The sequence below is a fragment of the Microbacterium sp. Mcb102 genome (assembly GCF_024519805.1).
Lineage (GTDB): Bacteria > Actinomycetota > Actinomycetes > Actinomycetales > Microbacteriaceae > Microbacterium.
This window is the reverse complement of sequence record NZ_JALJRG010000003.1, coordinates 198,659-212,052: the sequence shown is the minus strand read 5'-3', so window position 1 is coordinate 212,052 and position 13,394 is coordinate 198,659. Positions and strand designations below refer to the sequence as shown.

The following is a 13,394-nucleotide window of genomic DNA, read 5'->3' as shown; positions in this document are numbered from 1 at the left end:
GGTATCCCCCTCGGATCACGGCGCCGCGACGCCTCGGCGACGGAGTAGCGCGCCATGCACATCGTCTTCTTCGGCGATCAGCACCTCGACTCCCTCGGCGGAGCGCAGGTGTCGATGCGGCTCCAGCGGGAGTTCCTCGAACGCGCCGGACACACTGTCACGGTCGTCGCGCCGAAGATGCACGGCTCGCGCGTGCCGTCCGGCTCGCACGGCGGGGCGTACATCGACCTGCCGTCGATGCCGATCACGCTCGACCGCGAGTACTCGATGACGTGGCCGGGGCGCGCGACCGACCGCTTCCTCGACAAGGCCATGACCCGCCGCCCGACGGTGGACCTGGTGCACGTGCAAGCCGACTTCTGGGGCGCGTTCATCGGGCATCGCTACGCCCAGCGCCATGGCATCCCGGTCGTGCACACCATGCACAACCGCGTCGATGTCGGGATCGCGGCCGTCACTCCGCTGCACCGCCCCGTGCTCGCCGTGTTGAACGCCTGGCGCCACAGGGCGATGCGTGGGATCGGCGAACCCGTGCGGGGCGTGGACGGCTGGTCGTTCCTGCGCGGTCTCGCCGCCGGAGCATCCGCTGTGACCGCGCCATCGACGCATTTCGCCCGACGCCTCGAGCAGCACGACGTGTTCCCGCGGGTCGACGTGATCTGGAACGGCATCGACGATGACCTGCGCGCACAGACGCTCGCTGCGCGACCGGCGGCCCGGGAGCCCGGACGGCCCCGCTTCGTCTGGCTCGGACGGATGAGTCCGGAGAAGCGCCTGCTGCCGTTCCTCGACGCGTTCGTCGCCGCCGGCATCGACGCGGAACTCGAGATCATCGGCGGCGGAGGGCAGCGGGCCGCGGCCGAGAAGATCGTGCGCGGCCACGACGGCGTGCGCTTCGCCGGACGACTGACCTACCCGCAGACCCTGGAGCGGATCGCCGCCGCCGACGCGCTCGTGCAGACGTCGATCGGCTTCGAGACCCAGGGGATGACGCCGTTCGAGGCGGCCACGCTCGGCACGCCCTCCGTGATCTGTGACCCCGACATCGCGGCGGAGCTCGGCGGGGGGCTGTGGGCGGTTCCGGATGCCGGCGCCACCGCATCGGGCCGGGAGCTCGAGGCCCGACGACTCGCTGCGCTCGCGGAGGCCCTGCGGCTGGCGGCATCCGACATCGCCGCCGGCACCGCGCCGACCCCCGTGCCCGAGGTCGCCGAGGCGTTCCGCCAGTCGTCGCGCACGGCGGCCATGGTCGAGGTCTACGAGCGGGTGCTCACCGGCGCTGACGCAGGCTGAGGGTCACACGAATCGCAGGAACGCGATGCCGACCCAGCTGAAGATCATCCCGAGGGCACCGGCGCCCGCGATGCCGATCGCGACGCCGGCGAGAAGGCGCGGACCCGGGCGACGCGCGGCGATGATGCCCAGCACGAGCGCCACGAGGTAGGCGAAGAAGGAGATCACGCCGATCGCCTCATCGATCGCGTAGGCGGATCCGTATCCGAAGTTCGACGTGTAGATCAGGAGTCGCACGATCGAGGAGATGAGGTTGACCGCGAGTGTGATGACGGCGATCACGAAGGCGGTCCGCCCGAGCGCGCTGCCGGCCGGGGCGGCGGGAGCTGCCGCCGCGGCCGGCCACGACGCGGGCTGGCCCGAAGCCCCGGCCGGGTAGGCCGCAGCTGCGGGCTGGCCCGAAGCCCCGGCCGGGTATGCCGCAGCAGCGGTCGGGTAGGCCGTCGGATGCGCGGGGGCGGCGGTCGGATGCGTGGGAGCGGCGGGAGCAGCGGGGGTCGATGGCGGCGCACTGGACGCGTGGGTCGGGAACGTGTGCGTGCCGGGGTATTGCGGATCGGCGGGCAGGTGCGCGGGAGGCTGCTGGGGCTCGCTCATGACGACGAGCGTAGCCGTGGCGCCCGCGATTCGCACGGGGAGGGGATTCAGCTCTTGGCGCCGGTCAGGGCCAGCGTGCCGCCGAGCCCGATCATCATCACGCCGCCGGTGCCGGAGAGTGTCGACATGCGACGCGGCGAGCGGGCGAACCAGGCGCGCGCGGTTCCGGCGGCGAGGGCCCACACGCTGTCGCAGACCAGTGCGAGCGTCTGGAAGGTGAGACCGAGCAGAAGAAGCTGGGCCCAGACCGGGCCGGCCGCCGGGACGACGAACTGCGGGAGCACGGCCACGAAGAACGCGATCGTCTTCGGGTTGGTCAGACCGACGATGAAGCCCTGGCGCAGCAGCTTCGCGGCGGAGGCCGGCGCTCGATCCGCATCAGGGACGTGGTCGTGACGGTGGCGGATCGCCTGTACGCCGAGCCAGACCAGGTAGGCGGCGCCGACGATCTTGATGAGGGTGAACGCCACCACGGAAGACGCGACGATGGCGCCGACCCCGAAGGCCACGGCGAGAACGGCCGGTACGGTGCCGAGGGCGTTGCCGACGACGCTGAGCACGCCGGCACGGCGACCGAGCGAGAGAGAGCGGCCGATCACGAACAGCACGCTCGGACCGGGGATGGCGATGATCACGACGGAGGCGACGGCGAAGGCGACGAGGCTGTCGAGCGGGATCATGAGCCGACCATACACCGGGGGTCGAGCGCGGTTCAGCGGTAGCCGTGTCCGGACTCGGCCCTCTGGTGGACGTCGCGGCCGCCGACGCGATTCCAGTCCGTCGGCGTGGGGTGGTAGCCGTCGCGACGGAGTTCGATGACGGTGGCGATAGTCGCCCATGCGACCAGAGCGAGGAGTGCGATGACGAGTATCATGGCAGAAACGCTACGTTCGATGCCGAACTGTCACGAGTGGCAGAGTCGACTACCATCGTATGAAAACTGCCAATCGGGAGTGTGCATGAAGACAGTGGCCTGCGTCATCCAAGATGGCTTCGCGCCGTTCGAGTTCGGCGTCGCCTGCGAGGCGTTCGGACTCGATCGATCCAGCGACGGCGTGCCGAACTTCGACTTCCGCATCGTCGCCCCGCGCGCGGGTGTCGTGCACTCGAAGATCGGCTTCTCCGTCAACGTCGAGCACGACCTGGCCTTCGCGTACGAAGCCGACCTCGTGGTGTTCTGCCCGCTCCCTCGCGAGCGCTGGGGCGACATCGATCCGCTCCTGCTCGACGTCGCCCGGCACGCGGTCGACCGCGGCGCCTGGGTGATGAGCGTCTGCAGCGGGTCGTTCATCCTCGCCGCCGCCGGCGTGCTCGACGGACGTCGGGCGACGACGCACTGGATGTACGCGCACGTGATGGCCGACATGTACCCGCAGATCGACATCGACCCCGACGTGCTCTTCGTGCAGGACGGGAAGATCATCACCAGCGCCGGCACCGCCGCCGGGATCGATGCCTGCCTGCATCTGCTCCGCCAGGAGGTGGGAGCCGAGCTCACGAACCGCATCGCGCGCCGCATGGTGGTGCCGCCGCAGCGTGACGGCGGCCAGGCGCAGTTCATCGACCGTCCGATCCCCGTGGTGCCCACCGACTCGCTCGCCGCGGTCGCCGACTGGGCCGTCGAGCACCTCCGCGACGACCTCGGTGTCGATCAGCTCGCGGCCAGGGCACTGATGTCACCGCGAACCTTCGCCCGGCGCTTCAAGGCCGAGTACGGGGCGACGCCCGCCGCGTGGCTCGCGCGCCAGCGCATCATCCACGCGCAGCGGATGCTGGAGCGCACCGACCTTCCGCTCGACCACATCGCCGACGAATGCGGCTTCGGCTCGGCGGCGGTGCTCCGACAGAACTTCGCACGGGTCCTCGGACTCACCCCCACGGCCTACCGCGCGCGGTTCTCCTGCGCGTCGGACGAGTCTTCGGCGGCGTGAGCGGGCGCTCCGGTCAGAGCGCCCTGGTGGTCGAACGCTCGACCAGTGAGCAGGGCAGCAGCACGTGCGCGGCGTCCTGTTCGGGCGCGGCGAGACGCGCGAGCAGCAGCTCGACGGCGCCGTGCGCCATGTCGAGGATCGGCTGGCGCACCGTCGTGAGATCGAACGCCTGCCACGATGACATCGCCACATCGTCGAACCCGAGCACCGACACCTCATCCGGCACGCCGATTCCGAGCGCCTTCGCGGCGTTCAGGGCGCCGAAGGCCACGAGGTCGTTGTGGCAGAAGAGCGCGGTGGGGGGCTCCGGCAGCTGCAGCAGGCGAGTCGCCGCCTCGAACGCCCTCGTGTAGTCGAGGTCGGCGACGTCGAGCAGCGACGGATCGAACACGACCCCGGCGGCGTCGAGCTCCGAGAGGAACCCCTCGTGTCGGTCGCGGACGGAGGTCGTGCCGAGCGGGCCGGCGATCACTCCGATGCGTCGATGTCCGAGGGATGCGAGGTGGCGGCCCGCGATGCGACCCCCGTCGATGTTGTCGGGAGAGATCGAGTCGTTGTCGGACACGGCGCCGGGGCCCATCGTCACCGCGGGAACGCCGAGCGACACGATGCGGCCCTCGTCATCGGGCGAGAGCAGCGTGGTCGTGAGGATGACGCCGTCCACGTTCGTCTCCCGCAGGGTCCGCGCGAGGTCCTCGGTGGTGTCGGCGCGACCGCTGAGAATGAGAGCGCGGTATCCGGCTCGGTTGAGATCATCGCTGATCGTGTGCAGCAGTTCGGCGTAGTAACTGTTGCGCGGGTCGCCCAGCACGACGCCGATCGTCTGGGTGCGGCTGGTGACGAGGCTTCGGGCGCTGAGGTTGGGGCGGTAGTCGAGCTGCTGGATGGCCGCCTCGACCTTGGCGCGCACTCGCTCCGACACGCCCTCATGGCCGTTGACGATGCGGGACACCGTCGTCTGCGACACGCCCGCCGCTCGGGCGACGTCGACGCTGGTCACACCGCGGGACTTCGGCGGCATGGGCCCTCCTCTTCCGTGCCGGGCTTCCCATGCTAGACCGCGGGGAGGCGGGGAATGACTACGCAGTCCTCGGCGTGGCGCATCCGTTGCCTGCACCCCGTGAGGCGCGGAGCGTGCGCTCAGACACCCCAGTGCGCCGGTGTGGGGAACGCGTGATCGCGAACCTCGAGGCCCGTGGGGGTGACGGATGCCGTCGCATAGAGGAGCGACTGCGTGGGGTACCCGTGCGGGCGGTTGTCGCGGATGATCGCGCGGTCGTCTTCGGGGGGCAGTTCGGTCGAGGACGCCAGCAGCGCGGTCCATTCGGCCGTCCAGTCCGGGCTGTCGGCCGACGGACCCAGAGCACGGAACTCCGGCAGCCAGGCCTCGATCCGCGGAGTCGTCTCGTCGTCGAGGTCGTCGTGCGCGATCATGTGCGTGCCCGGATCGATGGGCGTCTCGCGCAGCTCGACGCCGTCCCATGACAGCACGCGCGCACCTTCGGGACCGACCTCCAGCAGGTTGAAGCCGTGCATGGGGAGCGGGGCGACGGGGGAGCGGCCCATGACCGATTCCAGTGCGAGGGATCCGCGGGAGACGGCGTGCGCATCGGGGAGGTCGCGCACGTCGGCGCGGTTCAGCAGCACGGCCAGCCGCCGTTCCGCGGGGTTCGCGGCGAGCCAGGCTCCGCCCGCGCGACGATCCCGGATCCCGATCACGCCCGAATACCGCTCCGGCCACCAGGGGCCGAGGGCGTCCCATTCCCGCTGCGGGTCTTCGTCACGCACCGCCAAGAGCCTCGCGACACCGGCATTCTCGACATCGATCACGACCGTGCACACGGGTCCAAGTCTAGGTCGAGGGCGACGACGTCGGCCCCACGGCGGCGGATGCTGCGGCAGAATCGAGATGTGAACATCGTCGTCGGAGTCACGGGCGGCATCGCCGCGTACAAGACGGTGCACCTCGTGCGCCTGCTCACGAAGGGCGGGCACGACGTGACCGTGGTGCCCACCGAGGATGCGCTGCGCTTCGTCGGGCTGCCGACGTGGGAGGCGATCAGTCGCCACCCGGTCACCACGAGTGTGCACGACGACGTGGCCAAGGTGCGGCACGTCGCACTCGGCCAGGCCGCCGAGCTTGTGATCGTGGCGCCGGCGACCGCGAACTCGATCGCCAAGATCACCGCCGGTCTCGCCGACGACCTCCTGGGTACGACCCTGCTCGCCACCGAGGCTCCGGTGCTGATCGCGCCGGCCATGCACGCCGAGATGTGGCGGAACAGGGCCACGCAGGCGAACATCGCGACGCTGCGGGAGCGCGGCGTGCACGTCGTCGGCCCGGCCGACGGAGAGCTCGCGGGCGGCGACAGCGGACCAGGACGGATGTCGGAGCCCGAGGAGATCTTCGCGGCAGCCCAAGCGCTGCTGGACCCCGGCGACCTCGCCGGGGTGCGGGTCGTCGTCTCGGCCGGGGGCACGCGCGAGCCCATCGACCCCGTACGCTTCCTCGGCAACCGGTCCAGCGGCAGGCAGGGGGCGGCCCTCGCCGCCGAGGCCGCCGCACGTGGCGCCGAGGTGACCCTGGTCGCGGCGAACATCGCGGGTGACGTGCTCGCCGAGGCGCGGCATCCGTCCATCCGCGTCGTCTCCGTCGGTGCGGCCGCCGAGCTCGCCGAAGCGATGAAGCGCGAGGCCGCAGCGGCCGATGTGGTCGTGATGGCGGCGGCCGTGGCCGACTATCGGCCGGTGGAGGTCTCGAACCGCAAGCTCACCAAGGAGGCGGGGGGAGTGCCGACCATCGAGCTGGTCGAGAACGAGGACATCGTCGCCGCACTCGCGGCGGCGCGGAAGCCCGGGCAGCTCGTCATCGCCTTCGCCGCGGAGATCCCGGAAGATGAGGCGGAACTCCTCGCCCGCGCTCGCCGCAAGCAGCAGCGCAAGGGTGTCGACCTGCTCGTGGTGAACGAGGTCGGCTGGGAGCGCGGGTTCGAGAGGGCCGAGAACACCGTGCACATCCTCGGGCCGGGCGGGACGGAAGCGGGCGTGGCCTCCGGGTCGAAACGTGCGGTCGCGGCCGCGATCTGGGACGCCGTCGCGCAGGAGCGCTGACGGGAGGCTGGGGCTGGAACAGAATCTCGGCGAGTGCTAAACTTGAGTCAACAAGACTCAACTTTTACCCCGTCTCCCGATCCGGAAGGCGGGAGACGACCAGAAGGAGCATCTCCAGGAGGAGCGCATGACCACCCCGCAGACCGGCAACCAGAACCAAGACCAGCAGTCCGCCCTCGAGCAGTTCGGCATCAACCTGACCGACCGCGCCCGCGAGGGCAAGCTCGACCCCGTGATCGGACGCGACAGCGAGATCCGTCGCGTGAGCCAGGTCCTCACCCGCCGCACCAAGAACAACCCGGTGCTGATCGGCGAGCCCGGCGTCGGCAAGACCGCCGTCGTCGAGGGTCTCGCCCAGCGCATCGTCGCGGGCGACGTGGCCGAGTCGCTCAAGGACAAGGAGCTGGTCACGCTCGACATCTCCGCCCTCGTGGCCGGCGCCATGTACCGCGGGCAGTTCGAGGAGCGGCTGAAGCAGGTCCTCAAGGAGATCACCGAGTCCGACGGTCAGGTCATCACGTTCATCGACGAGCTGCACGTGCTGATGGGCGCGGGCGGCGGCGAAGGATCGGTCGCGGCCTCCAACATGCTCAAGCCCATGCTGGCCCGCGGCGAGCTGCGGCTGATCGGTGCGACGACGCTCAACGAGTACCGCGAGTTCATCGAGAAGGATGCCGCGCTCGAGCGTCGCTTCCAGCAGGTGTACGTCGGCGAGCCCACGGTCGAGGACACCATCGCGATCCTCCGCGGGCTCAAGGGGCGCTACGAGGCGCACCACGGAGTCACGATCTCCGACAGCGCCCTCGTCGCCGCTGCCGCGCTCTCGAACCGGTACCTTCCTGCGCGTCAGCTCCCCGACAAGGCCATCGACCTGATCGACGAGTCGATGTCTCGGCTCAAGATGGAGATCGACTCCTCGCCGGTCGAGATCGACCAGCTCAAGCGCCAGGTCGACCGGCTGAAGCTGGAGGAGCTGGCCCTCAAGCGTGAGAAGGATGCCGCATCGAAGGAGCGCCTCGGCGCTCTGCGCGAGCAGCTCGTCGGCATGGAGAAGGAACTCGCGGAGCTGGAGGCCCGGTGGGCGCGTGAGCGTCAGGGGCTGAACCGGGTCGGCGAGCTCAAGAAGCAGCTCGACGACGCGATCACGCAGCGCGACCTCGCCATGCGCAACGCCGACTACACCAAGGCCTCGAAGCTGGAGTACGAGACCATCAAGCGCCTGGAGCGCGACATCGCCGAAGCCGAGCAGGCCGAGGCCGCGACCCCTGCCGAACCGCGCATGGTCAACGAGCAGGTCACCGAAGAGGACATCGCCGCGGTCATCGCCGCGTGGACCGGCATCCCCGTGGGTCGTCTGCTGCAGGGTGAGAGCGAGAAGCTGCTGCACCTCGAGAGTGAGCTCGGCAAGCGCCTGATCGGACAGAAGGATGCCGTCAAGGCGGTGTCGGATGCTGTTCGGCGCTCTCGTGCCGGCATCAGCGACCCCGGGCGTCCGACCGGGTCGTTCCTGTTCCTCGGACCGACCGGTGTCGGTAAGACCGAGCTGGCCAAGGCGCTGGCGGAGTTCCTGTTCGACGACGAGCACTCCATGGTGCGCATCGACATGTCGGAGTACGGCGAGAAGCACTCGGTGTCGCGGCTCGTCGGTGCCCCTCCGGGATACATCGGCTACGAACAGGGTGGTCAGCTGACCGAGGCGGTGCGGCGTCGTCCGTACAGCGTGATCCTGCTCGACGAGGTCGAGAAGGCGCACCCCGAGGTGTTCGACGTGCTGCTGCAGGTGCTCGACGACGGTCGCCTCACCGATGGCCAGGGTCGCACGGTCGACTTCTCGAACGTCATCCTGATCCTCACGTCGAACCTCGGCTCGCCGATCCTCATCGATCCGGTGCTGTCGCCCGAGGCCAAGCGCGAGCAGGTGATGGCGCTCGTGCGACAGGCGTTCCGCCCGGAGTTCCTGAACCGTCTCGACGACATCGTGATGTTCTCGGCCCTGAGCGAAGACGACCTCGCGCAGATCGTCGAACTCTCGGTCGACCAGCTGCACGACCGCCTGAAGGACCGCCGTCTCACGCTCGCCGTGACGCCGGATGCCCGGTCGTGGCTCGCCGAGCGCGGGTACGACCCGATGTTCGGTGCGCGGCCGCTGCGCCGCCTCATCCAGAGCGAGGTGCAGAACAAGCTGGCGACCGCGCTGCTCTCCGGCGGTGTGCGCGACGGCGACACCGTGCGGGTGGATGTCGGTGCCGACGGTGCGGGCCTCGTGCTCACGTCGACGACGCCCGAGCCCGCGCCCGAGGACGACGATGATGACGACGTGATCGAGGCGGAGCTGCTCGACTGAGCTGTTCCCCCTGAGTCGCGCACCCTCTGAGTCTCGGGGGCGCACCTCACGTTCTGAAGGAGAACTCACGCTACGAAGGAGCGGATGCTGCAGAGTATCCTTCCCGGCGTGAGTTCTCCTTCACTTCGGGAGTGTGGTCGCGCGCTGCTGTGCGATCAGGCGCGGGAGGCCGTCGCGAGGGCCCGCCCGGTGAGTGAAGCGGAGTCGCGCACGATCTCCGTCGGAGTGCCGGCGAAGACCAGCCGGCCGCCGTCCGATCCGGCGCCGGGGCCGATGTCGACGACATGATCGGCGCGTGCGACCACGCGCAGGTTGTGTTCGACGACGACCAGGGTCGCACCCTCGTCGAGCAGGTCGTCGAAGAGGGTGTTGATGGTGTCGACGTCGGTGGGGTGCAGGCCCGAGGTGGGCTCGTCGAGGATGATCCGGTCGGCAGGGTCGCGCCGCGGATCGCTGAGATGCCGGGCGAGGAGCAGCCGCTGCTTCTCACCTCCGGAGAGGGTGTCGAGCGAACGCCCGACCGGGATATAGCGCAGCCCGGTGCGCTGTACCCAGTCCAGGGCCGAGACCACATCGGGATGCGCGGAGAACAGCATGCTGACCTCGGCGGGCGTGGATGCCAGCACATCGGCGATCGAGGCGCCGTCGACCTGCACCCCGAGAGCGGTCGGGTTGAAACGCAGGCCGCCGCACGCGTCGCAGGGCAGCGAGACGTCGTCGAGGAACGCGAGCTCGGTCGTGATGTGTCCGCGCCCACGGCAGGTGGGGCAGGCTCCGCGCGAGTTGAAGCTGAACCACGACGGGTCGAGCCCCGACGCGGCGGCGAACACCTCGCGCACCGTGTCGGCGATGCGCAGGATGCTCAGCGTCGTCGACCGCGCTCCGCCACGCAGCGCGTCTTGCCCGACGACCGTGAACTCCGGATGCTGGCGCGGCAGCTCCACGGTGGCGAAGGAGCTCTTGCCCGAACCCGCGACGCCCGTGATCGCGGTGAGCACGCCGAGCGGGACGTCGACGTCGAACCCGCGCAGGTTGTGCGATCGCGCATCTTTCACGGTGATGCGACCCGTGGGTCGCCGGGTCGTTTCGCGGATCGCCAACGGCTCGGCGAGCACCCGTCCGGTGAGGGTGTCGCTGCCGCGCAGCGCTGCGGGCGTGCCCTCGAACTGCACGCTGCCGCCGGCGGAGCCCGCGCCCGGCCCGAGGTCGACCACATGGTCGGCGACCGCGATCACCTGCGGGTGGTGCTCGACGACGAGGATCGTGTTGCCCGCATCGCGCAGCCGCTGCAGCAGGGCGACGAGGCGTTGGATGTCGGCGGGGTGCAGCCCGGTGCTCGGCTCGTCGAACACGTAGGTCACGTCGGTCAGGGCACTGCCGAGGTGGCGCACGATCTTGACGCGCTGCGCCTCGCCGCCGGACAGGGTCGAGGATTCGCGGTCGAGCGTGAGGTAGCCCAGCCCGACGGAGAGCAGGGCATCGAGCACATGACGGACGCCCTCGACCGCCGGCGCCACCCGAGGGTCGTCGAAGGCGTCGAGTAGCGCATGCAGTTCGGCCACCGGCATCCGCATCCAGTCCACGATCGATCGTCCGTCGATGAGGCTCGCGCGCGCCGCTTCGTTCACCCGCGCGCCGTGGCAGTCCGGGCAGATGTGGTGGGTCACGAGCCGGTCGAGCTCTTCGCGCACCGGCGCCGACATCTTCACCGGGCGCTGCTTCAGGAACACGTCGCGCATGCGGGTGATCACCCCGTCGAACCGGGCGCTCTGCGGGAACCGTGGATCCGGGTCGTCGAGCTTGAGCTTGTCGGCGTAGAGGAACTGATCCATCTCCTCGGCCGTGTAGTCCTTCAGCGGCTTCTGGCGGTCGAACAGCCCACAGTAGGCGAACCGCTTCCACCGGTACACGCCGGGCCGGAACAGGCTGAACCGCACCGGCCCCTCATCGATGTTCTTCTCGGGATCGATCAGGGCGTCGATGTCGATGTCGTACACCGTGCCGAGCCCCTCGCAGGTCGGGCACATGCCGGAGGGATCGTTGAACGAATAGGCGGGGGAGTACCCGGCCGACGGCTCGCCGATGCGGGAGAACACCAGGCGCACGAGCGAGGCCAGGTCGGTCGCGGTCGCCACGGTCGAGCGCGCATTGCCCGTGAATCGGCGCTGGTCGATCAGCACCGTGAAGGTCAGACCGTCCATGGACTGCACGTCTGGCGCCGGCATCTGCGGCAGCCGCGAACGGATGAAGGTCGAGTACGAGTCGTTGACGAGCCGCTGCGCCTCGGCGGCGATCGTGTCGAGCACCAGCGACGACTTGCCCGATCCGGAGACGCCGGTGAAGACGGTCAGCAGTTTCTTGGGGACGTCGAGCGAGACGTCGCGGAGGTTGTTCGTCCGCGCCCCGGTGATGCGGAGGGAGTCCATCCCGAAACGCTAACGGGGCCCCCGGACAATCCGGAGGCCCCGTTCAGAGAGAGCGTAGGTCAGGCGCTGAGGACGACCGTCTCGTTGATCGGGCGACGCACGCGCGGGGCGACCTCGCGCTCCTGCAGCACCTCGGGCAGGGTCTCGATGTCACCGAACTCGCCGACGGCGAAGACCGTGGTGGGGACGAAGCGGGCCTCGAGGTCGGCGAACTCGCGGACGACCTCGGGGTCGAAGCCGCTCATCTGGTGCACGACGAGTCCATCGTGGTGGGCCTGCACCGAGAAGTGCGCGACGGCCTGACCGAGGTCGTAGAGGGCGTGGGTGATGGGGGTGCCGTCGGCCGCTGCCGTCTCGGCGATCGCGACCACGAGCACGGCGGCGTTGCCCGCCCATGCCTGGTTGAAGCCCATCAGTGCGCCGGTGACCTGGGCGTGCAGGGCGGTGCCGCGGCGGGCGACGATGAAGCGCCACGGCTGCGTGTTGTTGGCGGACGGGCTCCAGCGAGCGGCCTCGAGGGCGGTGGCGAGCTTGGCCTCGTCGATCGAGTTCTGCGCGTCGAAGGCGCGGGGGCTCCAGCGGCCGGCGAGGACGTCGAGGACGGGGTGCTCGGTCGGGGCGGTGCGGTCGATCACGGGAGTGCTCACGGAAGTGCCTTTCAGAAGGAGTGGATCGGACTCCTTCGTCCGGGTACACGGGACAGAACAGATGCATGTGCATGCATATTCCCGAATGCTGTGGTGTTCTGCGTGCCGCTAGACGGGCAGGTTGTGCGACGCGGCGTCCGCGAGCGCGCTGCGCACCGCCCGGATGGACGGGGCGGCGGCGGAGACCTTCCGTGCCGAGGAGAAGATCTCGCGGCGCGGCTCGTGGGGAAGCGGCGCCAGATCCACGGTCGGGGTGTCGCCGGCCCACACGAGCTCGGGCAGCAGCCCGACCGCGAGCCCGGCGTGGATCAGGCGCACGTGCGCCGTGAGGTCGGCGATCTCGAAGCGCACGTCGGGCTCGAACCCCGCTGTGCGGCAGAGCTCCTCGGCCCAGGCGCGGGATGCCGTGCCGGCGGGTTCCAGCACCCAGGGCTCTTCGCGGGTCGACCAGAGCTCCGCGAGGGCATCCGCATGCCGAGGTGCTCCGGGTCGACGGGCGAGGGCGATCGCGTCGTGGGCGAGCACCACCCGGTCGAGGTCGGCGTGGATCGGGCGCGTGCGCCCCGGATACTGCTCGGCGAGGATCAGGTCGAAGTCGCGGCTGGACACTCCGACCAGCCCGGTCTCCGGGTCGCACTCGGTGACCTCGACGCGCAGCGCCGGATGCCTCTCCTTGAGGGCTTCGAGGGCGCGCGGCAGCAGGGAGTGCGCGGTCGACTGGAACACGGCGATGCGCGCGGTGCCCGTCACCTCGGTGAGCGACTCGGCGACCGCGACCTCGGCGTGCTCGAGCTGATCGAGGATGCCGATGGCCTGCGTGACCAGCACGTTTCCCTGCGGCGTGAGCTGCACCCCGCGGCCGACTCGACGCAGCAGCGGCACGCCCACGTCGCGCTCCAGTGCGCTCAGCTGCTGCGACACCGAGGCCTTGCTGTACGAGAGCGCGTCGGCCACGGCGGAGAGCGTGCCGCGGCGCGACAGCTCCACGAGCATCCGCAGTCGGTTCACGTCCAGCATGGCCGTTTCCTTCGTTCAGCTTGAGTGA

General features: G+C 70.0%; 12 protein-coding genes. 4 read left to right on the top strand and 8 right to left on the bottom strand.

What is annotated here, in order from left to right; all coding sequences use genetic code 11:
* Positions 1-54: 54 nt before the first annotated feature.
* Positions 55-1,293 carry a glycosyltransferase gene (locus OC372_RS09965; protein WP_262001757.1) on the top strand — a complete coding sequence of 413 codons (1,239 nt, stop codon included), beginning with the start codon at positions 55-57 and terminating at the stop codon, positions 1,291-1,293.
* A gap of 3 nt (positions 1,294-1,296) precedes the next feature.
* Here the strand turns inward: OC372_RS09965 and OC372_RS09960 are convergent, their stop codons facing one another.
* From OC372_RS09960 to OC372_RS09950, 3 genes are read right to left on the bottom strand one after another with little or no spacing between them, the layout of a single operon-like run.
* Entirely contained in the window at positions 1,297-1,890 is a 594-nt protein-coding gene (locus tag OC372_RS09960; protein WP_262001756.1) for a hypothetical protein, read from the bottom strand.
* Positions 1,891-1,937: 47 nt separating this feature from the next.
* The gene (locus tag OC372_RS09955; RefSeq protein WP_029262802.1) at positions 1,938-2,570 is read right to left on the bottom strand and encodes a LysE family translocator; all 633 of its coding nucleotides are present in this window, start codon (positions 2,568-2,570) and stop codon (positions 1,938-1,940) included.
* A 32-nt stretch (positions 2,571-2,602) separates the two neighbouring features.
* Positions 2,603-2,764 (bottom strand): hypothetical protein, encoded by a 162-nt coding sequence (locus OC372_RS09950; RefSeq protein WP_181156328.1) that lies wholly within the window; start codon positions 2,762-2,764, stop codon positions 2,603-2,605.
* 85 nt (positions 2,765-2,849) lie between these two features.
* On the opposite strand from OC372_RS09950, the gene OC372_RS09945 reads away from it, so the two are divergent.
* Positions 2,850-3,821 carry a GlxA family transcriptional regulator gene (locus OC372_RS09945; protein WP_262001753.1) on the top strand — a complete coding sequence of 324 codons (972 nt, stop codon included), beginning with the start codon at positions 2,850-2,852 and terminating at the stop codon, positions 3,819-3,821.
* Positions 3,822-3,834: 13 nt separating this feature from the next.
* On the opposite strand, the gene OC372_RS09940 is transcribed toward OC372_RS09945, so the two are convergent.
* Both OC372_RS09940 and OC372_RS09935 read right to left on the bottom strand, forming a co-directional pair.
* Complete coding sequence (locus OC372_RS09940) at positions 3,835-4,842, bottom strand: LacI family DNA-binding transcriptional regulator (protein ID WP_262001751.1); 1,008 nt, start codon at positions 4,840-4,842, stop codon at positions 3,835-3,837.
* A 119-nt stretch (positions 4,843-4,961) separates the two neighbouring features.
* Entirely contained in the window at positions 4,962-5,663 is a 702-nt protein-coding gene (locus tag OC372_RS09935; protein ID WP_262001749.1) for an NRDE family protein, read from the bottom strand.
* 69 nt (positions 5,664-5,732) lie between these two features.
* Between OC372_RS09935 and coaBC the strand changes: the two genes are divergently transcribed.
* Entirely contained in the window at positions 5,733-6,932 is a 1,200-nt protein-coding gene (gene coaBC, locus OC372_RS09930) for a bifunctional phosphopantothenoylcysteine decarboxylase/phosphopantothenate--cysteine ligase CoaBC (RefSeq protein WP_105711577.1), read from the top strand.
* Positions 6,933-7,059: 127 nt separating this feature from the next.
* Positions 7,060-9,276, top strand: a complete 2,217-nt coding sequence (locus OC372_RS09925; protein ID WP_262001746.1) for an ATP-dependent Clp protease ATP-binding subunit — start codon at positions 7,060-7,062, stop codon at positions 9,274-9,276.
* A gap of 155 nt (positions 9,277-9,431) precedes the next feature.
* Here the strand turns inward: OC372_RS09925 and OC372_RS09920 are convergent, their stop codons facing one another.
* The 3 genes from OC372_RS09920 to OC372_RS09910 all read right to left on the bottom strand — a co-directional run bounded on the left by OC372_RS09920 (position 9,432) and on the right by OC372_RS09910 (position 13,366).
* Positions 9,432-11,702, bottom strand: a complete 2,271-nt coding sequence (locus tag OC372_RS09920) for an ATP-binding cassette domain-containing protein (RefSeq protein WP_262001744.1) — start codon at positions 11,700-11,702, stop codon at positions 9,432-9,434.
* 59 nt (positions 11,703-11,761) lie between these two features.
* Complete coding sequence (locus OC372_RS09915) at positions 11,762-12,349, bottom strand: nitroreductase family protein (protein WP_262001742.1); 588 nt, start codon at positions 12,347-12,349, stop codon at positions 11,762-11,764.
* A gap of 108 nt (positions 12,350-12,457) precedes the next feature.
* Positions 12,458-13,366, bottom strand: a complete 909-nt coding sequence (locus tag OC372_RS09910; RefSeq protein WP_262001740.1) for a LysR substrate-binding domain-containing protein — start codon at positions 13,364-13,366, stop codon at positions 12,458-12,460.
* Positions 13,367-13,394 lie beyond the last annotated feature (28 nt).